General features: G+C 41.4%; 29 protein-coding genes. 5 read left to right on the forward strand and 24 right to left on the reverse strand.

The window, feature by feature from the left end; genetic code table 11:
- Positions 1–8: 8 nt before the first annotated feature.
- The 17 genes from Q0P34_RS00795 to Q0P34_RS00875 all read right to left on the reverse strand — a co-directional run bounded on the left by Q0P34_RS00795 (position 9) and on the right by Q0P34_RS00875 (position 12,596).
- Entirely contained in the window at positions 9–287 is a 279-nt protein-coding gene (locus Q0P34_RS00795; RefSeq protein ID WP_294951517.1) for a hypothetical protein, read from the reverse strand.
- Positions 280–627: a hypothetical protein gene (locus Q0P34_RS00800; protein ID WP_294951519.1), complete on the reverse strand. Its 348-nt coding sequence runs from the start codon at positions 625–627 to the stop codon at positions 280–282. The genes Q0P34_RS00795 and Q0P34_RS00800 overlap by 8 nt, the downstream gene beginning before the upstream one ends.
- Positions 620–1,573, reverse strand: a complete 954-nt coding sequence (locus tag Q0P34_RS00805; protein WP_294951521.1) for a hypothetical protein — start codon at positions 1,571–1,573, stop codon at positions 620–622. Before Q0P34_RS00805 ends, Q0P34_RS00800 begins: the two co-directional genes overlap by 8 nt.
- Positions 1,561–2,076, reverse strand: a complete 516-nt coding sequence (locus Q0P34_RS00810; protein ID WP_294951523.1) for a LysM domain-containing protein — start codon at positions 2,074–2,076, stop codon at positions 1,561–1,563. Before Q0P34_RS00810 ends, Q0P34_RS00805 begins: the two co-directional genes overlap by 13 nt.
- A gap of 99 nt (positions 2,077–2,175) precedes the next feature.
- Complete coding sequence (locus Q0P34_RS00815; protein ID WP_294951525.1) at positions 2,176–2,574, reverse strand: hypothetical protein; 399 nt, start codon at positions 2,572–2,574, stop codon at positions 2,176–2,178.
- On the reverse strand, positions 2,561–2,923 hold the full coding sequence (locus Q0P34_RS00820) for a hypothetical protein (RefSeq protein WP_294951527.1): 363 nt from the start codon (positions 2,921–2,923) through the stop codon (positions 2,561–2,563). Before Q0P34_RS00820 ends, Q0P34_RS00815 begins: the two co-directional genes overlap by 14 nt.
- 2 nt (positions 2,924–2,925) lie before the next feature.
- Positions 2,926–3,273, reverse strand: a complete 348-nt coding sequence (locus tag Q0P34_RS00825) for a hypothetical protein (protein ID WP_294951529.1) — start codon at positions 3,271–3,273, stop codon at positions 2,926–2,928.
- 3 nt (positions 3,274–3,276) lie between these two features.
- The gene (locus Q0P34_RS00830) at positions 3,277–4,281 is read right to left on the reverse strand and encodes a phage major capsid protein (RefSeq protein WP_294951531.1); all 1,005 of its coding nucleotides are present in this window, start codon (positions 4,279–4,281) and stop codon (positions 3,277–3,279) included.
- Positions 4,282–4,302: 21 nt separating this feature from the next.
- A complete protein-coding gene (locus Q0P34_RS00835) occupies positions 4,303–4,659 on the reverse strand; it encodes a hypothetical protein (protein ID WP_294951533.1) in 357 nt (118 codons plus the stop codon).
- Between the two features lie 11 nt (positions 4,660–4,670).
- Complete coding sequence (locus tag Q0P34_RS00840; RefSeq protein ID WP_294951535.1) at positions 4,671–5,624, reverse strand: hypothetical protein; 954 nt, start codon at positions 5,622–5,624, stop codon at positions 4,671–4,673.
- The gene (locus Q0P34_RS00845; protein ID WP_294951537.1) at positions 5,624–6,778 is read right to left on the reverse strand and encodes a serine/threonine protein phosphatase; all 1,155 of its coding nucleotides are present in this window, start codon (positions 6,776–6,778) and stop codon (positions 5,624–5,626) included. The genes Q0P34_RS00840 and Q0P34_RS00845 overlap by 1 nt, the downstream gene beginning before the upstream one ends.
- Positions 6,779–6,782: 4 nt before the next feature.
- On the reverse strand, positions 6,783–8,048 hold the full coding sequence (locus Q0P34_RS00850; protein ID WP_366783418.1) for a PBSX family phage terminase large subunit: 1,266 nt from the start codon (positions 8,046–8,048) through the stop codon (positions 6,783–6,785).
- Positions 8,032–8,355, reverse strand: a complete 324-nt coding sequence (locus Q0P34_RS00855; RefSeq protein WP_294951538.1) for a hypothetical protein — start codon at positions 8,353–8,355, stop codon at positions 8,032–8,034. Before Q0P34_RS00855 ends, Q0P34_RS00850 begins: the two co-directional genes overlap by 17 nt.
- A 247-nt stretch (positions 8,356–8,602) precedes the next feature.
- On the reverse strand, positions 8,603–9,571 hold the full coding sequence (locus tag Q0P34_RS00860; RefSeq protein WP_294951541.1) for an ATP-binding protein: 969 nt from the start codon (positions 9,569–9,571) through the stop codon (positions 8,603–8,605).
- A gap of 10 nt (positions 9,572–9,581) precedes the next feature.
- Positions 9,582–10,580, reverse strand: coding sequence for a DnaD domain protein (locus Q0P34_RS00865; RefSeq protein WP_294951543.1), 999 nt, complete (start codon positions 10,578–10,580; stop codon positions 9,582–9,584).
- 377 nt (positions 10,581–10,957) lie between these two features.
- Entirely contained in the window at positions 10,958–11,833 is an 876-nt protein-coding gene (locus Q0P34_RS00870) for a glycerophosphodiester phosphodiesterase family protein (protein WP_294951545.1), read from the reverse strand.
- The gene (locus Q0P34_RS00875) at positions 11,823–12,596 is read right to left on the reverse strand and encodes a nitroreductase family protein (RefSeq protein WP_294951547.1); all 774 of its coding nucleotides are present in this window, start codon (positions 12,594–12,596) and stop codon (positions 11,823–11,825) included. The genes Q0P34_RS00870 and Q0P34_RS00875 overlap by 11 nt, the downstream gene beginning before the upstream one ends.
- A 165-nt stretch (positions 12,597–12,761) precedes the next feature.
- Between Q0P34_RS00875 and Q0P34_RS00880 the strand changes: the two genes are divergently transcribed.
- The 3 genes from Q0P34_RS00880 to Q0P34_RS00890 are packed head-to-tail and all read left to right on the forward strand — an operon-like array spanning position 12,762 to position 14,285.
- Positions 12,762–13,031: a hypothetical protein gene (locus Q0P34_RS00880; RefSeq protein WP_294951549.1), complete on the forward strand. Its 270-nt coding sequence runs from the start codon at positions 12,762–12,764 to the stop codon at positions 13,029–13,031.
- 49 nt (positions 13,032–13,080) lie between these two features.
- Positions 13,081–13,938 (forward strand): patatin family protein, encoded by an 858-nt coding sequence (locus tag Q0P34_RS00885; protein WP_294951551.1) that lies wholly within the window; start codon positions 13,081–13,083, stop codon positions 13,936–13,938.
- Complete coding sequence (locus tag Q0P34_RS00890; RefSeq protein ID WP_294951553.1) at positions 13,935–14,285, forward strand: NifB/NifX family molybdenum-iron cluster-binding protein; 351 nt, start codon at positions 13,935–13,937, stop codon at positions 14,283–14,285. Before Q0P34_RS00885 ends, Q0P34_RS00890 begins: the two co-directional genes overlap by 4 nt.
- Positions 14,286–14,347: 62 nt before the next feature.
- On the opposite strand, the gene Q0P34_RS00895 is transcribed toward Q0P34_RS00890, so the two are convergent.
- Together Q0P34_RS00895 and thrH are read right to left on the reverse strand one after the other, a co-directional pair.
- On the reverse strand, positions 14,348–14,890 hold the full coding sequence (locus tag Q0P34_RS00895; RefSeq protein ID WP_294951555.1) for a QueT transporter family protein: 543 nt from the start codon (positions 14,888–14,890) through the stop codon (positions 14,348–14,350).
- Between the two features lie 197 nt (positions 14,891–15,087).
- A complete protein-coding gene (thrH, locus tag Q0P34_RS00900; protein WP_294951557.1) occupies positions 15,088–15,687 on the reverse strand; it encodes a bifunctional phosphoserine phosphatase/homoserine phosphotransferase ThrH in 600 nt (199 codons plus the stop codon).
- A gap of 163 nt (positions 15,688–15,850) precedes the next feature.
- On the opposite strand from thrH, the gene Q0P34_RS00905 reads away from it, so the two are divergent.
- On the forward strand, positions 15,851–16,030 hold the full coding sequence (locus tag Q0P34_RS00905) for a hypothetical protein (RefSeq protein ID WP_294951559.1): 180 nt from the start codon (positions 15,851–15,853) through the stop codon (positions 16,028–16,030).
- A 6-nt stretch (positions 16,031–16,036) separates the two neighbouring features.
- On the opposite strand, the gene Q0P34_RS00910 is transcribed toward Q0P34_RS00905, so the two are convergent.
- Both Q0P34_RS00910 and Q0P34_RS00915 read right to left on the reverse strand, forming a co-directional pair.
- Entirely contained in the window at positions 16,037–18,679 is a 2,643-nt protein-coding gene (locus Q0P34_RS00910; RefSeq protein WP_294951561.1) for a glycoside hydrolase N-terminal domain-containing protein, read from the reverse strand.
- Positions 18,680–19,124: 445 nt separating this feature from the next.
- Positions 19,125–19,673, reverse strand: a complete 549-nt coding sequence (locus Q0P34_RS00915; RefSeq protein WP_294951563.1) for an HPF/RaiA family ribosome-associated protein — start codon at positions 19,671–19,673, stop codon at positions 19,125–19,127.
- Positions 19,674–19,992: 319 nt separating this feature from the next.
- Between Q0P34_RS00915 and Q0P34_RS00920 the strand changes: the two genes are divergently transcribed.
- Positions 19,993–21,174: an MFS transporter gene (locus tag Q0P34_RS00920; protein ID WP_294951565.1), complete on the forward strand. Its 1,182-nt coding sequence runs from the start codon at positions 19,993–19,995 to the stop codon at positions 21,172–21,174.
- Positions 21,175–21,208: 34 nt separating this feature from the next.
- Here Q0P34_RS00920 and Q0P34_RS00925 read toward each other — a convergent pair whose 3' ends face one another.
- The 3 genes from Q0P34_RS00925 to Q0P34_RS00930 are packed head-to-tail and all read right to left on the reverse strand — an operon-like array spanning position 21,209 to position 23,177.
- Positions 21,209–21,598, reverse strand: coding sequence for a hypothetical protein (locus Q0P34_RS00925; protein WP_294951567.1), 390 nt, complete (start codon positions 21,596–21,598; stop codon positions 21,209–21,211).
- 2 nt (positions 21,599–21,600) lie between these two features.
- Complete coding sequence (locus tag Q0P34_RS08425; protein ID WP_366783424.1) at positions 21,601–21,672, reverse strand: sugar phosphate nucleotidyltransferase; 72 nt, start codon at positions 21,670–21,672, stop codon at positions 21,601–21,603.
- On the reverse strand, positions 21,672–23,177 hold the full coding sequence (locus tag Q0P34_RS00930) for a sugar isomerase (protein WP_294951568.1): 1,506 nt from the start codon (positions 23,175–23,177) through the stop codon (positions 21,672–21,674). The genes Q0P34_RS08425 and Q0P34_RS00930 overlap by 1 nt, the downstream gene beginning before the upstream one ends.
- Positions 23,178–23,479: the final 302 nt, after the last annotated feature.

The raw sequence follows: 23,479 nt of genomic DNA on the forward strand, positions 1-23,479 counted from the left end.
AAATTTCATTAAAGCTTACCAAAATCAACAGTCACCTGCCTTTCCTCTGTGTTAATCAAAACATCAAAAGTAATTGCACTGTCAGATACAGCCCTTGCGGATTTTACAAAAACGCCGTCAAGCCCGGCAACGCTTTGCCTTGCATAAGCAAGAACCTCTGCCATAGACCTGCTTTGCCTAATCCTTGAGCCAAAATTTTTATCTGCGTAAAATTCTCCTCGCTTAACCGCAAAGCACCTTACGGCATCCTCAATAAGCTGTACCGTAAAATCCAATTCATCATTCATTTTCAATCACTCCCTGCCTGTTAATCACCAATCCGTTAATAACAACATCGCCGTTATTCTTAAGCAAAATATAAGCACCTCCCAACGAACGGAGTTCAACCTCTCCGCTTTCAATATTTTCGGGATTGTTCAAGGTGCCGAGCACTACCGTTCCATCACTCGACGGCACCATAATAACCTGCTCGTCAACAGGAGGCAGGCTGTTAAAGCCATACGGCGTGTAGCAATCTATATTTCTTCTTGTTACGGTTGCGCCTGCCTCTATCTGCTTGTCAGAAAGAGTAACCCTGCCCTTTTCGGCAGAATCACTTTTGACAGATTGTGATATTTTTTTACTCATCCACATAGCTAAGCTCCTCCAAATCCAAAGCACTGTATGCCTTAATTATCGTGTATTCACCCGAGGCATTACAGGTATGCCTTATACCGACCGCCACCACGTCACCGTAATCATCAAAGCCGTCAAGGTCTGTCCTGATTATGTCTGCCAAATCAATGTCGGCATATCCCGACAGCTTAAGCTCCCAACAGCAGTAGCCTGCATTTGCATTGCTTACAAATGAGGAAAGCCTTGTTTCTCTTTGCCAATCGGGAACATTGGACATATTTAACATTCGTGTTGCGGATATTCTTTTTTTCTGCATAAAACGGCTTACTCTGTGATACAGGTAATCATCCGAACTGTTCAGCTTGTAATCAACACCCATAACGGCATTACCTCGGTTGATTTCTCTTTTAACGCTAAGGATGCCGTCACGGTCAATTTTGATTACCCTTTCGGATTTCAGCATAACAATTTCATTTTTAGAATTAACCCTTATTCTGTTGCCTGTAACATTAAACACAAAATCATTAAGCAATCCGAATTTTGAAGTGCCCTTGCTTACCTGATATTGAATATCGCTGAATACATTATCCATACAAAGCCTAAAGCCGTCACAAATGTCTATTTCAAACAGTGCATTAACGCTTGGAGAATTGTATGTAAAAGGCTTTGCCTCGCTGTCAACAAGCAGGCAGGCACTCGACCGACAATACAAAAAGCAGGTCGAGCCGTTAGCATTTATACTTTCCCGTTGAGTGTCAACATAGCCGTTAAAGGCACATACCTTACCGTAAAACGCCTTTACCGTATAAAGCTCCGCACCTGCCTCATCAAGCAAAAGATTAAGCCTCAAGCCGTCACAAGCCGCATCTGCATCTCGGCTCAGCTCATACGACAAAACCGCCTTCGGTTTTATCTCGTTATCATCAAGGGCATAAAGCTTAAAGGTCAAATCAGCCATACTCTGTCACCCTCTTTAACTGCAAAAACATCACCGAAATCGTTGGCTTCAACAAGATTTTCTATTTGCATACCGGTACGGTGAGCAATGTCAAAAAGATTTTCGCCGTCGGCGGCAACAGTATAATCAGGGTTATGCTCCTCTTTCTTTTCCTTACACTCCTGCACAAATTCAAACGAATAATCCACCCTGTCATTGCCTGCAGAATAGCTGATGCTAAGCGAGGAAAAGCACGCCTTTATCGGCACGGAATTTGGCAAAAACAAATAATCACTGCCCTTTTTATTGTAGGCTCTGACAAGCTCAAAAGCCTTTTTTGCCGAATCCTCACCCACAAAGCAACCGTTACCGCTGACCGTGTATAGCCTGTTTGTACCTTGAACACAAAGCTCCTCGGCATATACGGTGTCGTACCTTGATATTTTTTTGTTCATGGAAATCTTTAGGCTTTTAGGATTTACATTAAACTCAAAGCCTCTGTATTTCATTTTCATATACTGCATATCAATCACCCCTCACCGTACTGTCATATCGCCTTGAATCAAGCATAATATAATCGCTGACCTGCTCGGCAGACTCATATTCAAAATCATCACTCATAATCAAGCCTCCCTACTATACGACAATGAAAAGGTCAACACTGCCTTGACCTTGTAGCACTCTGTTGTTGAGTCCTTCAAAACCGTTGACAGCTTTATTCCGCATACAGCATCATCCATTGCTGCACGCACTATTCTTTCCATATCATCAAAGGCAACGGGTGAGCCAAAATCGTACGGCACATAAAGTGCAAGCTCTATCCCGTATTTGCCATAAAAAAACTCATTGTCAACGCTTATGCTGTCCAAATCAAGCTCGCACGGAGATAAGGTGCATATCTTTTTTTCAAGCCTTGTTTGCTTTGTTGCATACGGACACGCCTTAATAAAGCAAATGTCCTCAACACCTGTGCTTGATTTAAGCTTATCAAGCAGGGCATTTGTTTCCTTACTCAAATACATTCTCATCCCCCTTTACCGCTTCTCGAAGCACGGCAGTATAGTACAAAACCTCCTCGCCCAGAAAAACAGGACTTGATTTGATAAAAAAATAATCCTTATCCAAAAGGTTAAGCATATCGTTTCTGCCAAATCCCGTTACATCAAGGCTGAATATTCCGATGATATAATTTTTTCGGTTAAGACCGATTTTGGTTGGCGTTGCCTCAAATCTTGTTTTGTCCTTGCGCCACAGGTGCTGGGCCATCACCTTTGCGGTGATGACCTGTCCCTGCTCTGTTGTAATTGTGCAATCCTTGGCATACCTATCAAGAAGACCTGAAACTGTACCTGAAATATTATTTAACTGCACATTTACACCTCCATAAAGCAAAAGCCTCTGTCCTTTGCCAAATGAGAAATACCGGAATAAGCAGACTCATACAAGGCTTTTGCATTTTGGATTGCGTTGCCTGACGATGCCGTGACCTTTACATCTCCTGCCGAAAACGACGAGATTTCGCCGTCGTTACGTGCAAGAGCAATTTGGTAATTTGTTTTTGCGGCAACGTAATATTCAAGCAATGCCGTATCGGCTTCGTTGTATTCCCTATCCGAAAACTCTGCACAGTTCATTTCGATGAGCGACATATATCGCTCTGCCTCGTCAATTGAAGCATTACCTATTGTGCAAAGCACCTGTGTTATTCTGCCTGTATCCATAGATTAAACTGTTTCAGAAAGGTACACAACTGCCTTGTCTACAATACGGTTGAAGCCTACAGTGCTTGTAACGGTTGCTCGTTCAAGCTGACGGTCTATAATCTTATCATAGTCAACATCAACAGGATTGCCGAGCTGTACCTTTTCAAGTGCATAATTCTTATCAAAAGCAACAATATCGTTGTGCAAAATATTTGTTTGGCAATGGATAAGCTTTGCACCGTAAGGTGTAATCATATTGCCGGTTGCGTGCATATTAAGACCTGCTGCACCGTCTCTAAACTCATCAAGGCTCAAAATGCTGTTGAACTTGGCTGTTTCTGCGATAACGGTATTAAATTCATACGGCGCAAGCGCGGTGTAAATATCAATGAAATCTTTGTATGAAATGCTGTTTGATTCTATTGTGTTAATATCAACGGTACCTAATTCTGCCAACACCTCTACTGCCTGTGAAAGCTGACAGGTGTTAATGTAGTTACCAATCTGCTTGAGTGTTACTGAGAACAAATCAAGACGCTGTGATTTGATAGCCTCGTAAGAAGCGACAAAGGTTCTACCGCTCTTCTTTAGTGTTGTAAGCTTGTCCCTGAGAGTAATGCTTGTCTCCGGAATAAATGCGCCCTCGTTAATGAATGACTGCTTTGCATTGTCGGGCTCAATAGCCTCGCACTGTACAGAGCGGTAATCCATAGAATCAATATTGGTTGTTGTTGCGATAAGCTCATCAACAACATTTTTGCTTGTAACAACCGTTGCGACAGATCTTGTAATGAATTCAGGGAACAAAACTGCCGAATCGGATGTCTGGAAAAACTTTGAAATCGGGTCTGATTTAGGACCCTTAACCTTAATGTCAAATCGCTTAAGCTGACGCTCATATGCATCGAGTCCCTCAAGCTCTGTGCCCTTGTAGTTTTCACTTGGGTCAATAGCCTCAAGTGAGCTTGTAAAGCCCTTATCGGATGTGTATAAGCCCTTGTCAAGCTTTATTGTATCAAATGTCATAAATTGCTCCTCCCTAAAAAATTAAAGTAAAATACCTGCTTTTTGCTCTGATGAGTCAACCCAAAGCACAGTTCTGTACGGTGCGGCTGCGGTTGAACCACCGTTATGAAGAATCTTTCTTTTGTTTACAACAAGTCTTGCATAAACCGGAAGTGCCTCACCGGCATATTTGATTTCATAATAACCGCTTACCTGTACGGTGTAGTAATTATCCTTTACTGCAACAACAACGCCTACAAAAGGCTTGCCATCCTGTGCCAAAAATGCATTTCCCGATTGGTCAGCTGTTACAAAATCGCCAACCTCAATTTTGTCAGGTTCTGCGTTAACGCATGTCATAGTAATACATTTAACATCAAATCCCTTATAAGATACCATAATAAATCCTCCTAAATTCTAAATTGCGAAAAGTCCTTCGCTGTGTTTTCTGCCACAGAAGAAAGCTGTGGCTTAATTTTTGATTTTGAATTGTGTTTTTTCATTCCGTCACGAAAGCCTATTAATTCCTTGGTTGTCATAACCGCTGTAACGGAAGAGAACAGCTTTGCGTCCATATCCGGAAACGCCGACTTAAACAAGTCCACAACCTCCTTGGACAGCTGCCTTTTGTAATCCTCACCGATTTGTGCTTCCTCTTTTAGCTCCTCGATGTAGGAATAAAGCCTGCCTGCCTCCTTTTTTGTAAGGGTAACAGGCTCGCAGCCCTGCATCGCCTTAATGATTTCCTGCATTTTTCTCTCCTTTGCTGTTTGAAACGATTTTGTTATTCCTGCCTCGCGCTGAGCCGGAACCGCCACAAACGAAAACTCATATGCATCCTTGGCATCGGTCAAGGTACAAAAGCAAAGCTTGTCTGCATAAGTCTTTCCCGGAATATGCTCGCAGTGCTGTTTGCGCTTATCGGCACCGCAAATTGAGCAAATAGCCCTATCAATACTGCACGAAACAGAAACCTCCTTTTTAATACCGGCATCAATTTCTGCAATAAGCGAGCTGTTTTCCTCATTGTTAAGCATATATGCCTTCGCCTTAAGAGTGTACAGCTCCTCACCGTTGGCAGTAATTTTGCCATTTTCTTTTACAACGAATGTGTCAAAAATTCTTGCCTTTTGGTTTGATGCCTTCATAGAATGGTCAAATATTCCTGTTTTGCCAACAAACATATCCTTCATTTGATAAAGGGTGTCAACAGAAAACTTTTCAAAATCTCTGTCAATGTCGTTGTTGCACAAATCAACATTAAAGGTATAGACCTCCTGTGGCATCAATTCACGCCTTGCAAACTCGTGGATTTTTTTCATATCATCATCCGATGCAAGACTTTTTTGAATACAACCGATCATTAATTGTTTTCCTCCTTTAGTATTCTGTCTGCCTGTGCATTGTAAAGACGAGCCTGTGCCGTTTGAATTTCGTCCTGCAGGGTAATATCGTCCCACAAAACCTCAACCTCTCTGTAAATGCCGATACCGGCAAGATATGCCTCGCCGATTCGCCTGATTATCGGCGAAACGATACGACGGTACGCCTCCAGCTCGGTTGTAAGAATGTCGGCCTGCTGTTGACTCATCCTTTCCGAAGTGGACCACGACAGACCAAACATATAAGGCATAAGGCCTGTTTTTGCAACAATCTGCTCAAGCATTTGCCTAACAGGAACCTCGCTGTCAAGAATTTGATTGTCGGCACCTATAACGCTTACCTTGACGTCACCTACCGCAACAAAATCCTTAACCCTATCGGTAGAGCTCATAGCATCACGCCACGCCTGTGCCATTTGATTTGCACGTTCCTTTGCAAATGCCTTGTCAACCCCGTCACCCTGTGGGGTGTAGGTAACGGCATATCGCAGATTACCGAGCCTCTGCCAATTTGTGCCAATCGTGTTGTAAATTTTCAGCAAAATGTCAGCCACAAACGGCAAACCGCGAAGCAGGCTTGTACCGTATATGCTGTCCCCCTCCGGATTCAGAACACTGAAAAGTATACGTTGCTGATGCTTAAAAGGCTCACCGCCGCTTAAACCGCCGGAGCAAAACACCAAATCGATGCCATTATCCGCTCTTTTAACACTGACGCTGTCAAGGTCGCCGTTGTAAAGAGCATAAAGCCCTCCGTTTTCATCTGTAACCATTTCACCGATAGCGGAGCCGTAGGTTAATAGCTGACTCATAAAATTATCAACAAACGCATAAATTCCCTGCTGATTGCCTCCGACATTAATTTTTGAGAAAAAGCTTTTCATAGCCTTGTCTGTGTTATCATCACCGCAGCTGATTTCAAATCCGCCCATAAGCCTTACAATCTTGTTGATTGCACTGTCTATAATAGGCACGCCTTCTCTTATGGACCTGTATATTCTGTTGTTATACTGCGATAGCGGTGTATAGCTTGAAATAGAAGCAAACGGATGACAGCTTTCGCCTGCTGTTTGAACAGAGCAGGCAGGCATACCGTTGTCTGTTACCTTATTGTTCTTTTTGCTGAATATGCTCAAGGCTTCACTTCCTTTCTACTGCAACGGAAAACATACAGTCATCTGTTTTTTTGGCTAAAACCGTGTTAACAAAATAACGTATGTCGTCCATTGCGTGATCATTTTCTTTTTTGGGTGCATCTCGCTTTATGTCATCATCCCAGCGGTAAACCGAAAATTCTCTTATCGTATCAGTGCATACGGGAGAAAAGAATATTTCGTTTTGCTTCAGAGCCATACAAACTCTGTTTATTCCGCCAAGCACATCGTTGCTCGCCTTGATAACGGTCAGCTCGCCGTGACGACGTACCGTTTCGATGAACGAGGCGGCAGACGGGTCAATGATAAGGGCAGTAATTTTTCTGTCCCCGATAAGCTCCTTAAGATGCCCGTAATATTCCTCGTCCGTCAACTGAACTCCCGTGTCACGCGACGAATGATAATATTCGTTTATCCTATACCAACCGTCATTACCTCTGCCCCACAGTCCAAGCGAAAAAGGATTTACCGTGCCGTAATCACAGCTAAGGTAATATTCACTAAATTCATCACCGGCAGACCTAATGTGCTTATCAACAGAAAACATTGGGTAAACCAAGCCGTCGGCGGCAACCCATTTGCCCTCAATAAAGCGGTCATAAAATGCACCCGTGTATAAGCTTTTATATCGACTCTTGATTTTAGGCGAAAGAGAAGGATTGTCGTCCATGGTAAAATGAATATAGAGCATATTCTTTTCATCGGTCTTTTTTATCCACTCATTATAAAACCAATGAAACGGATGCTCCGGGTTGCAGTTAAACCAAAATTTTGAACCCTCAACAGAGCAACGGGCAAGTGCCTGCTCAACAAATGAGCGTGGCATAAGTGCGACCTCGTCAAAAAGGACACCGCCCAAGGTCATACCCTGGATTAAAGCCGCAGAGCCTTCGTCCCTGCCACCGAAGATGTAAAATCTGTTTTTAACGCTTCCTCTTTGAATTTCCAAAAGATTTTTACTTATTTTTTCCGTTACACAAAAGCCAAGTGATTTAAGCATCGGCACAATGGGAGTAACCACATTCCGCCTCAACGAGCTGATTGTTTTGCCGCACAGCGCAAACGAGGTATCGTTAAACGAATAAAATGCCCAAAATATGAACGACAGCGACATACACAGGGTTTTGCCCGACCTTACCGCCCCGTCACATATCAAGCCGTTTTTATCGCCGAATTTACTGCCGTTGCACCACCAGTTAAGAGCCAGTAGCTGCTTTGCGGAAAAAGGATAGAACTTAACCATTGCGGTCATCCTCGGCAGTGCTCCTTGCACTTTTTTCTAACGCCTCATAAAAGCTCAATGAGCCGTCGGCACCGTTGTTGCCTGCATCCATCAGCCGTTCAAAAGCCTTTATTCTGTCAAAGAACTTTATTTCCATTCCGCCGCCCTTAGGTCGCTTAATCTCGCTGATGTTGATAAGCTTAAGCTTAGGAAGACGTTGCATAATTTCGTCATCGCTCATAAACAAAAGCTTTATCGCATCACTGCACGAGCCAAAGGCAAGCTCACTCAACCCTTTTTCAATTTGCTGTTGGGCGGTCATCTTTCTTCTCGCCATAAATTCACCTCAAGTCAATATAGTTTGAAGCGGTTTGTGTTCATCAACAAACCCCCTCACCCATAGGCGAAAATCAAGACTTTTATTCATCATCAATGCATAATCACGGCAAAATTTTGCAAAATAAATTTATTTTTTGTGTTTTATTCAAATCGAGTGCATACACCTGCAACAAGGTAGGAATTGAAACAATTGACAATAAAAAAGCACCCTGTAAAACAGAGTGCTTTTAATCAATTCGATTTTATTACATATTTCTTATATCATTTCCTATAAAATAAAACGGTACGTACTCACCTGTCAGGCGAGAGGTGATACGCTTGTCATACTTTTCCTCAAGTCTGTCAAAGGTGTAGTTGGTTGAAATTATTGTCGGTCTGCCTGAAAGCAGGCGTGAATTTACGATATTATACAAGGCTGCAATGCTGTACTGATTGTCAATTTCGGTACCCAAATCATCAAGCACAAGCAAATCACACATCAGCACCTGATTTTTTGTGTATGTAATATTATCTGTTCTTCCAAACTGCTCACTTTGCAAATCATCACAAATATTTTGACTTGTACCGTAGCAAACATTATAGCCCTTGTTAATTACAACATTTGCAATAGCAAGGCTCAAATGAGTTTTGCCGAGACCTGCACCGCCGAAGAAAATCAAATTTTTACTGCCGAGTGAAAAATTCTGTGCATACTTTCGGCAGGTGTCAAAAATCTTTTCTGCTCTTTGACGGGGTACTATTGCATTTTCCATTGGTTGCTCACTGTAATAATCAAGAATAAAATTATCAAAGGTGCATTTGTCAAGAGGTGCAAAGCGAGATACCTCCCTGCGCATCAAATCCTTGAGCAGCTGCTTGTGGCAGGTACACATTCTGCCGTTAATAAAGCCCTTATCCTCGCACATATCACATAAATACTGCGGCTTCATTGCGTTTTCGCTGTATCCGTTTGCCTTTAGGATTTTTGAACGCTCCTCAACAAGTGCCTCACTTCTTGCACGAAGCTCCTGCACCTTTTCATCGGTATTCTGCTTGTAAAAGAAAAGCTGACTTATCTCGATGCCGACCTGTGAAAGCCCTGCCTGAATTTTGTTGATTTCAGGTATTTCCTCCTTGATGTGAGCACTGCGAATGTCCGCCTCCATAACAGCGGTATCGTGTCGCTTTTCCAATATCCTTTTTGCTTTGTTATATATCTCGTTAGAATATGCCATAAATTATCCCTTATATATCGTAATCATCATTAAGCATTGCACGACGGTTAATTTCATTAATATCGTATGTTTCATCAATAGCAGGCTTTTGCCTTGCTTCCTTTTTGTCGCGGAACTCCTTTTCCTGCTTTGCAACGGCATCGGGAGTAAATATGCCCTTTTTCTTCCAATTCTTCAGCACGGTATCAACGTATCTGAGGGTAGGCTTGTCGGTGTTTTCCTTCATAATATCGCAGGCAATGGAAATCATTTGAATATCAAAATCATCGCTCCAACGCATAATCATTTCTCTTTGCTTAACAGTAGGACTTCGATGACTGACACCGCTGATTGCCACGATTTCGTTCCAAAGCCTGTCGGAGCTTTCAAGCATTTTCAGCTGTTCATCGGCAGCCTCAAGGGTAACAATGCCCTCCTCGCTCCACCTTTTTGCCATAGAAGCGATGTATGCCGTGCCGATAGCTCTGCCCTTTTCCTTTTCGGATTTGTAATACTGCAAAATAACAAGCACAACATCACACGGCAGACCGTAATATGTAACCATATTTATAATCAGCTCCTGCTCAACATGGCTGATTGTTCTGCCGAATATTTCCTGTGCGTGCTGAACAAGTAAGGTGAGCTCCCTGTTATCTCTGCACATAGCAACAATGTCGCTTGGATTAAGGCGCGGAACAGGAACACTTTCTTTTACGGGCTCGGTGCTTACAGGCTTGCTTTCAGCCTTTAGAACGCCTTGTTCTAAAGGTGAGATTCCACCCTCTGAGTTAACACAAAGCACACCCTCTTCAACCCAAAACTCCAAAAAATCGGTTGCATCTGCCTCGGTGCATCCAAGACATTTTGCAACATACTTGCTGTCGCACGGAGCATTGCCTGCCAAAATGAGCAGTAATGCCTTTAGCTGATATTCACTTGCAAGCTTTAGATAATGCGTTGCAATTTTTTTTGGAACTGCAACCATACCCTCCTGCCAAATATCACCGACAGGAACAACCTGATAAAGCATTTTGCTCACCTCTTTTCACATAGGCAATAAAGAGTAATCTGAGCCTGCCAAAAATGCAGAATTAAAGCGACTTTTGAAATTTTCGCTGTCGCCTTGCGTCAGCAAGGCTTCCATCTCAAAATCCAAAATTCATCTTTACTTCAAGCATTTTTGGTCTGCGAGTTCAAATTGTGCTGATTTGTTCTTAATCAAGGCACAAAAACGCAGGAATACTTTTTGTATTCCGAGTATTTTTAACACAGAGTAAGAGCAAATCAGCCAATTTGAACCACGGTTCGGATTGCTCTTTATTGCCTACCAAATATTTTACCAAAATTCAGCCCTTTGTTCAACCACAACATAAAGGGACATTCTTGCGAATGTCCACAATATACATATTAATAAGTAATGCAATCTGTTGTAATCATATAAACGCCAAGCTCCAAAAGCTTTTTAAGGGTGTCCATATCATTAATAGTCCAGGCGCCCATATTCAAGCCCTCGTCCTTGCACTTTTTTATCATTGCGCTGTCGTTATCGTAATTTGCCTGATTGTTGCCGTCAAAATCAATACCGCAATTTTCAAGTGATTTTGCAAGCTCAATATCTTCATCCTTAATTTCCTTAACAAGATACATAAGGGGCTTGTCGGTGACTTGACGAAGTGCCTGAAGGTCGCTGAATTGGAAGGAAATAAAGGTAATATTAACCAATGGATATTCGTTGCAAATATCAATTATTTCGTTATAGTATTCCTGATTATTATCCTCCTTAAGTTCAATCACGGCACGCATATTGTAATTGTTGCACACTCTCATATAGTCAACAAATCTGCAAATACGAAGCTCTGGGTACTTGTCGATATTCACACCGTTATCGGTATATCCGTCCAAAAGCTCCTCGTAGGTTGAGCTTTCAATCATTTTGCTGATGTCCATCATACGATAGGTTGAACGGTCGTGATGAACAACCCACACGCCGTCCTTGGTGCGATATATATCACACTCCGCGCCCCAATACTCTGCCTCGCCTGCCTCTATAAATGCAGGCTCCGTATTTTCGGGAGCATATCCTCTAAAGCCGCGGTGTGCCACAAGGAGCGGACGTTGTTCAAGATTGTCACCGATAGCGGTAATTTGATAGTCCTTTGTTTTGCAATATTCCCTAAGCACTATTGCGCCTGCCGAGGTTATCACAATTACAAGTGCCAAAAAAACGCACAGCACCGCAATCAATATCTTTTTTCCTTTACTAAGCTTTACCTTACTGTTCATCGTTATTCTCCTTTGGTTCAAATTTTAATCGTTGAGGCTCCGAAACCTCAAAAACATTTTCAAGGCTCCATTTACCGTTTATGCCCTTTGCCCTTGTGCCTATTACAAAATGAAGCTTTGCAATGCCGAAATCAATGCTTTTGTCCGAATAAGGCTCATCAACATAGGCGGAAAAGATTCCGTTTTCGTATCTGAATTTTACAGGTCGTCTGTTCACCGCGGACGGTCCCTTTTCCACAAGCTTTAAGGCATAGGAATATGCTTCAGGTAGCTTTTCGTCACAAACCTCAATCATATCCTGATAGCTTTTGCTCTTTTTGTGTGTGGCAGAATACATACTTTTTTCTACGATGGAATATCTGTCCCTCGCGTAGCCGATTGCAATAACAGCATACACTCTTTTTTCACTTGGAAAATCAAAGCTTTCGTACACCTTATTTTCGTTATATGTACCGCTGACCCAGCATGTGCCCAAACCGTGATACACGCATTGCAAAACAATGCTCTCTCCGTAGTAGCCGCAATCCTCACGAGCCTTTTGGCTGTCAGGTCCGGCAACTATTATCATACTGAATTTTCCGCTGAATATTTTGAAAAAGGGTGTGGCATCGTCAACAAAAACAAAGTCAAGCCCTGCACTTTCGTTAACAACGTCTACCATCTGCTTAATTACATCCTTAACATCATCTGCAAGGTGCTTTGGCTTGAACGCCCTGCGAGAATGTCTTTTTTCTATTGCTTCAATGTATTGTTCATTAGTCATACTTATTACCGTCACCCTGTCTTTTCTATATTATAGCATTAAAATACAAAAAAGTATATAATATTTTATTACCAATATTCAAATGTAAATAGTTGGTTAAATTGCTTGACTTTAACACAGGGTGATATTATAATAATTGTAGAATATTTAAGGGGGTTCATAATAATGAATTTCAAGAAAATCATAAAGGTTATCAGTGTTATTGCTGCTCTTGTTGCTGTTGCCGCAGCTGTATATGTAGCAGTTCAAAAGCTTACTGCAAAAAAGCAGCCGGAATATTTTGACGATAACGATTTCTTTGAATGTGATAATGAGATTGAAATTGTTGAGGTTGAAAACGAGCCTGAGGCAGAGGAAGCTGTAAAGGAGGAGCCAAAGAAAAAGGCTGCCCCAAAGAAAAATAACAAAAAGCCGGCAAAGGCAGACGCTGAATAATCAAAGAGCAACTAAGGTTGCTCTTTATTTTTAACGGACGGTAATAGATATGTACAATGTAGGTTTGGTCCTTGAAGGCGGAGGCAACCGTGCAATATACACAAGCGGTGTGCTTGACGCTTTTATGGAAAACGATGTTAGGTTCCCTTATACAATAGGAGTATCGGCAGGTAGCTGTAACGCAACCTCATTTATTGCAGGCAACCATGGGCGACAGCACGATTTGGAAATAAATTATGTTAACGACAAAAGATATATGGGCATAAGCAATTTGCTTAAGGGGCACGGCTTTCTAAACACCGATTGGATATTCGGCGAGCTTGCCTACGATATTTTGCCGCTTAATCAGGACGCCTTTGATGAAAATATAAAGAGCACTGTGCTTTGTGCAGTGGCAACAAACTCAACAACAGGCAAGCCCGAATATTTTTATCCCAAAAGTATGCGAGACGGCTGTCCTGAGCTAAAGGCAAGCTGTTCTCTTCCGGGAATTACAAACGGGGTTGAAATCGGCGGTATAAAATTTTTTGACGGCGGTCTTGTTGATTCTATCCCGTTACAGCATGCATTTGATGACGGATGCCAAAAAGCCGTTGTCATCCTTACTCAGCACAAGGGATATGTTAAGGAGCCTGTTAATCCAAAGGCAGAGCGTATTTTCAAAAAATATCCAAAAATCGGCGAGGCTGTTGTTAACAGACATATTATGTATAACAAACAGCTTGAGCTTGTTAATGAGGCAGAAGAAAACGGCACGGCGCTTGTTATCAGACCGACTGCCCCGCTCGGCACATCTACGCTTGAAAGAGATGTTTCAAAGCTTGAGGCTATTTATCAGCTTGGCTACAAGCAGGGACTGCAAAGGGCGCAGGAGGTCAAGGAATTTATTAAGGAGGCACAACAATGATTATTGCAGTAACATATGATAACGGGGTAATCAATCAGCATTTTGGCAAAACCCAATATATGAAGATTTACGAAACAAACGAAAGCAAAGAAATCCAAAAGGTTCACCTTGAAAGCATGGGCAAGCATACTCACCACGGTATTGCAGGCTACATCAAGGAAATAGGGGTTGATGTGCTGATTTGCGGAGGGCTCGGCCAGGGAGCAGTAGATGCACTTGAAGCCGCAGGAATTACAATTTATGCCGGCAACACGGGTAACTGTGACAGTGCGGTAATCTCATTTCTTAACGGAAGTATGGTGCAAAACAGCAAGGCAAATTGCAACCATCACCACGAGCACCATTAATGATTAAACAAAAAGAAAACACTCATATCCGTTCGCTCCGGATGTGAGTGTTATTTTTGTGTTTATTCGGGCTTTTTAATCACCGTTTTGTTAAGATTATTTTTGATGATGATAAAGTACAGAGCCGTTCCGAGCACCGCCATTACACCAAGCTCACCCAAGGCAACCAAACCACCTTGAGTTAAAAATCCTACAAATTCAAAGTCGCCCTCAATAAAGAAATGCTCAATTTCCCATCCAATGATTACACCGTTCCATACAGCAGGCATAAGCATTGCCAAAAGCGGATACTTGCCAAGCTTAACATTCCTCAGCGCATACATACAAATTGCAGAGCCGAGCGTTGCCAACGAGCCGAAAATCATATCGAGCGGCAGGCCTTGACCGATGCTTGCAATGTTAGAAATCACACAGCCAAGGGTTAGCCCCGGAATAGCCGCAGGGGTAAACAACGCCAAAACATTAAGTGCCTCCGATGCCCTGAACTGAACAGCCATTGTTGTTGTGCCGGGCAAAATAAGGTTTTGCGCATAGGTCAGCGCAGCGTACATTGCCCCGATTATTGCAGTTTGTGCAATAAAAGCATTTTTCTTTTTGATACTCATTTTCAATTTTCTCCTTTAGTTTTGTTTTTAGAAGCCACAGGCATGTGACTGGTCAGGATTTTGCGAACTGACAAAGGAGATTATAATATAAAACCAAAGGAAAAGCAAGAAAAATATTATGAAAGCATTAATCCCCTCAGTCGCATATAAAATGCGACAGCTCCCCTTATTTGTAAGAGGAGCCGTAATCGGTTAAATCATAATGCTTTTTTTATTGCCTCAAGCAATTCATCATATTCCTCATAAGCAGGAATGTTAGGATAATCATTTTTGATAGCATCTGTTGTCTTGAACAAAAAGCCTGCCTTGCTTGCCTGAATCATACCCAAATCGTTAAAGCTGTCACCGCTTGCAATAGTTTCGTAGCCCATAGAATGAAGTGCCTTAACGGTTGTAAGCTTTGACTTTGGGCACCTCATTTTGTAGCCTGTGATTTTACCGTCATCTGCAACCTCAAGAGTGTTGCAGAAAATTGTCGGCCAGTTAAGCTTTTCCATAAGCGGAGCGGCAAACTGCTCAAAGGTATCCGACAAAATGATAACCTGTGTGATTGTGCGAAGCTCATCCAAAAAATCCTTTGCGCCCGGCATTAAATCAATCTTTGCAATAACATCTTGAATTTCCTTAAGTCCCATACCGTGCTCGTTAAGAATTTTCAATCTGTAATTCATCAGCTTGTCGTAATCCGGTTCGTCACGGGTTGTAAGCTTAAGCTCCGGAATGTTTGCCTCCTCGGCAAATTCTACCCAAATTTCAGGGACGAGAACGCCCTCCATATCCAAACATACAATATTCATATCTGTTCACATAGCCTTTCTGCTACAAATTTATTATTTTAAGCCCTATCGTAGCAAATAGGGTAGGGTAACGGTAATAATCCGAACCCGTCAAAAATGCAGTATTAAAGCGATATTTGTCGCTTTCGCTGTTGCCTTGCGTCAGCAAGGCTGCCATCTCAAGATGCCAAATCTCATCTTTACTCCAAGCATTTTTGATGCTTTGCAGTTTATCGTGTGCAGATTTGGTCTTAATCGAGGCAAAAACGCAGTTAATCCTTTCGGATTAACGAGTATTTTAACAAAGAGTAAGGGCAATATCTGCCACGATAAACCGTGGTTTGGATTATTACCGTTACCCTAGTATTAATTAAAAATTGACTGTTTGAGGCTCGCCCGCCTTAAACTCTACAACCTTTTCGTTGCCGTTATATGAAACGGTAATTGTCTGGTCAACATCAGATGTGATTGTTGCCTCAACACTGCCGTTTTGCATATCCCACTCAAGACTGTTTACAACAGCTCTTGTTCTTGCTCTAACGCCCTTAATTGCGCCCTTGTCAAAGCCCGATGTAGGCAAAGCAGGAAGAAGCTCAATTTCTCCCGTATTGGAATACACAAGCGACTCGTTAATTATGCCGAGGTAACCGATAGCAAAGTCCGTACAATAGCAGCTGCCCTGATCGTAGTCGTGATTTGTCATAAGCGAATCATATCTTATCTTATGATTTTGAAGCTTAAGCAGTGCATCCGACAACGCCTCTCTGTCCTTAAGCCTTGCCGCAATAAGTGAGCGATGAACAAGTGCGTGAGAAGCCTCGTTTTCGCTTTCTCTGTTTGCAATAGCCTGAACGCATGCCTTTGCGAGCTCGGGATTTTTTTGAGTTTCAAACAGTGGCCATACACAGTAAAGGTGGCTCAAATGTCTGTGCTCATTATTTTCATCAAAGCTTGTTGTTGCCCATTCCTTCAGAGCACCCGTTTCGTCATAGAGATATGGAGGAAGCTTGTCCAAAATCTCCTGCCATTTTGAAAAATCAGCATCGGGAGTAACATCAGCCATAACCTTTCTGAGCATTTCAAGGTTGTCTCTGCAGGCTGAAATATCAATAGCACAGTTTGCATCGGACGGGCTTGGATAATTTGACGGATTGTTTTCCGGAGAGTACGACGGCAAAATGCAATAGGTTTCGCCGTCATTAAGAGAGGTCTTGCCCTGCTCGTAGTGGATTGCACCGTCCTTGTCGGTGTAGTATTCCGGGCTCAAAAGCTGATCCCAATAATTTGCAGATTTAGTAAGAAGTGGAAGAAGAATATCCTCCTCAAGCATCATATAGCCCTGCTTGTTATATTTTGCAATGTCGTTATCATCAATGGACAAAACCGACTTTAGCTTGGTCAAATCAAATTCATCGGACAGCGGAATTTGAATATTACCATAGGTCTGCAATGCTTCAAACAAAGGCTGAATCATCCAAGAGGTGCCTGCATTCCAATACCTAAACGGATACGGATAGCAGGTTTCGGTAATAACCGCCTTGTCTCCGTCTGTATTTACAGGTGCCTGAATTGCATCTGTAAATCCGTGAGTAGCCCTTGCGTTTTCCTCCCAATCGGGAAGCTGACGCAGGATAAAGTATGTATAACCGATAGGGGTTGATGACATATTACCCGTGTTCATTGATGAGGTTTGCAGGTTTACGTTGGCGTCCATTGTATACTTACTGCCCCAGCCTGTATTGAACTCACCTGTCCACATACCGTACAAACGGCTTGTTGCATAGCCCGAGCAGCAAAGATATGCGTATCTGCCTGCATAATATGAACGTTGTGCAAGCTCGGCAGAAAGCTTCTTCGCACCCTTTTGCTCCCTTAACAGCTCCTCGTTTGACTTGTCGCTGTCCTCAAGCTCAAGGGTAACTGCATCAAACTGCGGCTGATAAATGTCAAGATGACTTTTCAGTGCCTTTTCGTAGCTGAAGCCGTCCTTACTCTTGTACTTATCTGCAACCGCCTTTGTTTTTGCAACAAGGTCATCAACAAGTGCATATGAATTTTGATCCTCAAATTCATCAATACTGCCCATATCATATGCTCTGTCGCTGACGGTAACAAGATAAACATAGCTTGCCTCGCTGATTTTTATACCGCTGTTTTGACCGCAGAAGATCTCTTCATCAATATTCTTTTCAAGCTCAACCTTTTCCCTTGCGCCGTCGGTTACAACATAGGTTGTTGTTGCATAGCCTCCGTTTTTAAGCTCGCTGTTTTCGTAATTAGGATAGTGGGCAACCATGGAAATACTGTTAGCATTGATGTCCACAACCTTTTTATACTTCATATTAACCTCGTCGCCGTCACCGAAGTTAGCCATGCTTGCAAGGTCATCCATAGTCAGCGTCAAATTAAGCAATGAAGCCTCCGACGACTGCGAAAGCCTTGTAATAACAACGCCGTCTGCCATCGAGGTAAATGATGAACGCTCCCAGGTGCCCTTGTCATCCGTAAACCTAACGCCGACCTGTGACGTTTCGTAATCCGTGTAGCGAACATAATCCTTTTCGCCGGAGCCGTCGATAGAAATTCTTAACTGACCGCCCGGGTGGAATCTGTAAACATCATCGTATGAAGCATTGTCAACAATATCCTCGCCCTTAACAATACTTTGCTTAACAGTTTCAAGCTCGCTTGATGTATCGGGACAGTAACGCACATTTGGGTTTGGCATAATAAAGTGCATATTTTGGAAAATAAAGGTGTCCTCGTACGGAGAACCGCTTTCCACAAAGCCCTGCATACCGTTACCCGAAACCATGCCCTGACGCCAGGATTTTGTTTTATTTTTACCGTCATCCTTTAATTGTGTGTAATCAAGGCTGTAGCTTATTTTTGAGCTGTCGGTAAATATTTCCTGAACGGCCGCCTTTTGCTCCTCGGTAGCACCGCATCCGGCAATGCCTGCAGCCATAACACCACTTAGCAAAACCGCCGTAATTTTCTTTATCTTTTTCATAATACTCCCCTTATAAAAATACTGAAAACATTATATCAAATTGATGTTATATTTGCAACCATTTTACTGTCATTGCATACCATTTTACTTTATAAAAAATATCCTCGGTCAATCAAGACCGAGGAGTTCAGCGTGTCGAAAAAGTCAAATTATAAATTTCGACACGCTGGTAGACTGTTGAGAAATGGAGCTGAATTTCGCATTTTGCGAGGGAAGATGTACGAGGGTACCTCGACCGAGCAAAAGGCGAAAAACGCCAAAAGCGGCTTAGATTCGATGTCTAAGCCGCTTTTACAATCCCTCCGTCAACGCATACGCGTTGCCACCTCCCTTTACACAAGTGAGGCTCAAATCGGTTTGTTTTATTTATATGTATATGGCGTGTTTCAGCCCACTTTATCGACAGTCTGAGCTTCCCGGTCGATTAAGACCGAGGAGCCAATAATTATTCGCACACTAACAGGCCGTAGCCGTTCTTTCTTTTGTATACAATTTTTGTTTCGCCGTCAATTCCAAGGTAAACAAAGAAGCTGTGGCCAAGCATTTCCATCTGCACTATCGCCTCGTCATCCGTCATAATGTTTGGGGTGATGTGCTTTGTTCTTGCAATGTCCACCGAGTCATAGTAGACTTGATCAAAGTCGTCCATAGCCACATCGTCGTCAAAGCTTTCAAATGCTCCGGCAATTTCATCAATACCGCCCTTACGCTTTTTGTCCACAAAAAAGGTTTTCAGCTTGCGAAGCTTACGCTTAAGGTCATCTACAGCCATATCAACTACCGGTTCAATACGCTCTGCAACAGCCTCACCTCTAATGAATGAGCCTACATGCTTTACGGTAATATCACATTTATATTCATCATGAGCCCTGCTTATGGTAACATCAAACGATGCGTTATCGGGAAGCATTTTTTCAATTCTCTTTAGCTCCTTTTCAATTCCGTCCTTTGTGCCTTGCTTAAGGTCAAAGCCTCTTGCTGTAATGTTAATCATACAAATTCCCATAGCCTTTCCGGCTACAAATAGTAGTATTAAAAATTCCTAACGCCTTATTGTAGCCGGATAAGGCGTATAATGGGAATTCAGCCATCTCAAAATTATGCCACAGGCAAATTTTGAGGGCAATATAATCGGAATAGTGTGATTTTTCACACTAATACCTCCAAACCGAGAGTATGCTTCTACCCTCTATAATAATTATACCCCACGAAAAATGCTAATAAAAGTATTGTTTTAATCTGTATTTGTGGTATAATGGATATGGTATGTGTATCGCATTATCATTATAATAATATAGGCAACGGAAGAAAATATGAAGCAAAGCTACAAATCAACAATTAACGCCTGCTTTTGTGCGTACATAGTTCAGGCAATCATAAACAATTTTGCACCGTTGCTTTTTGTAAAATTTCAAAATGAATTTACTGTACCGCTGTCGCAAATCACGTTGCTGATAACCTTTAATTTTTCCGTTCAGCTTTTGGTGGACCTTCTGTCCGCAAAGGTTTTGGACAAAATAGGCTATCGCGCTTCAATGATTGCGGCACATTTTTTATCATCACTCGGTATGATAAGCCTCGCAGTTTTGCCGTTTGTACTGAGCAATCACTTTGTCGGATTATTGCTGTCGGTTATGATTTCGGCAATCGGCGGCGGAATTTTGGAGGTGCTTGTCAGTCCTATTGTCGAGGCTTGTCCGTCTGACAATAAGGAAAAGGCAATGAGTCTGCTTCATTCGTTTTACTGCTGGGGACACGTCGGCGTGGTACTTTTGAGCACTCTGTTTTTCAGGTTTTGCGGTATAGATAACTGGAGGGTTATTGCTGTTTTGTGGGCAATTATTCCTGCAGTAAACTGTTTTGTCTTTGCAAGGGTTCCGATACCCATGCTCATATCGTCGGAGCAAAAGGGTATGACAATTAAGGAATTGCTTACATCAAAGGTGTTTATCATTCTGTTCATTATGATGGTTTGCTCCGGTGCAAGTGAGCAGGCAATATCTCAATGGGTTTCCACCTTTGCGTGTAGCGGACTCGGGATTTCAAAAACCGTAGGTGACCTGACAGGAACATTAATGTTTGCCGTGTTGATGGGTACGGCAAGAGCGTTGTACGGAAAATACGGAGACAGGGTTCCGCAGCGAAAAATGATACCGATAGCATCTGCCGTGTGTATTGCGTCATATATGGTTGTTGCGTTGTCGCCTGTTCCGGCAATATCACTCGCAGGCTGTGCATTGTGCGGATTAAGCGTGGGAATAATGTGGCCGGGGACATTTTCAATCTCGGCATCAAGGCTGCCGACAGGCTCAACCGCTATGTTTGCACTGTTGGCGCTTGGAGGAGATTTAGGCTGTTCAGCCGGCCCAAGCGTTGTGGGCTTTGTGTCATCGGCATTCAACAACAACCTAAAGGTAGGAATACTGTTTGCAACAGCATTCCCCGTAACCCTCCTCATCAGCACCCTCCTGCTGAACAAATCAAAAAGCAGATAACAAAGCGACCGTGACCCACGTCACAGTCGTTTTTTTACTTGATTAAGCTTTCAAAATCCGTTATTCTTTGTTCAACTGAAAAAAGCTTACTTCTTATTTTTGCTTTTTCCTTGTATTCATCAAGCAATTCTTTATTGATCAGTACTTTTTTTATTGCTTCGTACAATGCTTCTTCATTATTTTCACAAACAATTCCGCAACCCGAGCCGCCGGAATTAACATCCTGTCCCTCAAGGTCATAAATCATCAAGCCACAATCCTTGTGCCGTGAGGCAATATTTATATCATACTCGCGTTCAAGAAGCTTATACAAAAGCTGAGTACCCGTAAATCCCAAGTCACCCGTTAATATCAAATCGTAATCATCCGGAGTGGTATTTGTATCGTACAAAACCTCCGATACAGTCCTTGCCGCCGGTGCCATTGTCAAGGGTAGAGCCTTGTTCCGCTGCCCCCAGCTAAAATAATACCTTTCATTCGTTTTTCTCCAATATACATTAGTTTTTAAACTTTTCTTTAATTATACTTATTGATAATCCTATTGCATTTTTTGCAACTTTTGGTTCAAATATAGAGTTAATCATCAAAAATAACGGTACAATACATATACATAATATAATACCGGTAATAATCATATGATAATAATTGTCAACCCATAAATCAATTTTATTTACAATCAACACCATTCCAACAAAAGTTATTACATTAGTAATCCACCTTTTATAGGTTATTAAAGGTGTCCTATTTATCAACTTTGAAGAATATATTATCATATCATTTGTTCTGTAAAGCAAAGCTACAATTGTACCGATTAAAACACCATAGATGCCTATTTTTGCAGTAAAAAATATAGAAACCAATAAATTAATTATCGTCTCTAATACAGCTCTCCACTGAGTTTTTTCAAAATGCTGTGCAAAATTTATTACAATATTTGATGATTTTCTTCCATTTGCCATAAGATAGAAAGTAACAAATAGAATCGGGATATACTTATCAATATAATCAATATCGTTTACATCTGCTGTATATAATTTTAAAAATGGTAATATCAATATATATGTAATACAGAACAGTGCAAAAGTGAAAGACATATTATACACTTCATATATATCAAAATATTTCAAAAATGTTTTTCTATCAGTATCAAATTTTTGTCCCAAAGAATATAGAAAGCTATCTGATACAGACACCGTTACAGACTTCACCATACCGAATATCATTGCGTACATAGTATAAACACTAACATGCATTAATGATGAGAAAAACGTTAACAACAAAACATCTATATTGTTGAACACTAATTCACTAATTTGGTGAACTAAAACAGATTTTCTTTGAGATATAGCCTCGAAATCAGGTTCAATCTTTAAATCTAACCATTTGTAATTTTTCCTCATGTAAAAAACAATAATCAGCATTTGGATAAGATTAAAGAAGAAATATGTACTTTGAATTAATACAACATTTGCATAACAATTAAGAATTATAATCTTCGCTATGCTTACACCGATTGTTGTGAAGGTAGTGATATTTGTTTCAATGAAAGATTTCCCTTCTGCCCTAAGAAAAATTTTGAACTTGCCTTGAAAAAAATAACTAATCGCTCCAGATAATCCACTTAGCAACACAACAAAAAAAACCGACAACTTTGATATACTTGTTTTTATAAATGCAGTATATCCTATGGACATAGCTATTACAATCAGCAAATATATTGTCCCTGTTCGTTTATAAAAATAATTAGTTGCCGCCATAATTCTATTTATAGATTTCTTATCATCTAATGAAAATGGCTTGTACAAAGCCTGTAAAGTAGCAGTTCCTACCCCCGCCTCAAGCAAAGACATATAAGTCAAAATATTACTTATTGAATTAAGCAAACCATTAGACTCTGAACCTAAATTTACAAGAGTTAACCTTGGAATTATTATCCCTAATGATATTGTTACAAACTGTGCTAACAAACCAAATATTAAGTTTTTAATTCCTTTATTTTTCATATCGTTACTGACTTTCAAATTAAAATATGTTATCCATAAGGAGCACTTACTATATTTTGTTTCAACGCTGTGATTACATGTCTAAATCGTGATTTTGTCACGTTTATTCTTTAATAAAGTACAACAAATACATTATTTTAACTTTCCATTTACTATTAGATATAAGAACATTAATGAGATTTTTTCTTATATATTGTAAATATTTTTCTTTTATAATATGGCAATAGTCTAACATATTTTCTTTTTTATACATTATACTGTCTCTTATACACATCTCCGAGCCCACGAGACGGACTCCTATC

This window comes from uncultured Eubacterium sp., assembly GCF_945980375.1.
Classification (GTDB): domain Bacteria; phylum Bacillota; class Clostridia; order Oscillospirales; family Acutalibacteraceae; genus Eubacterium_R.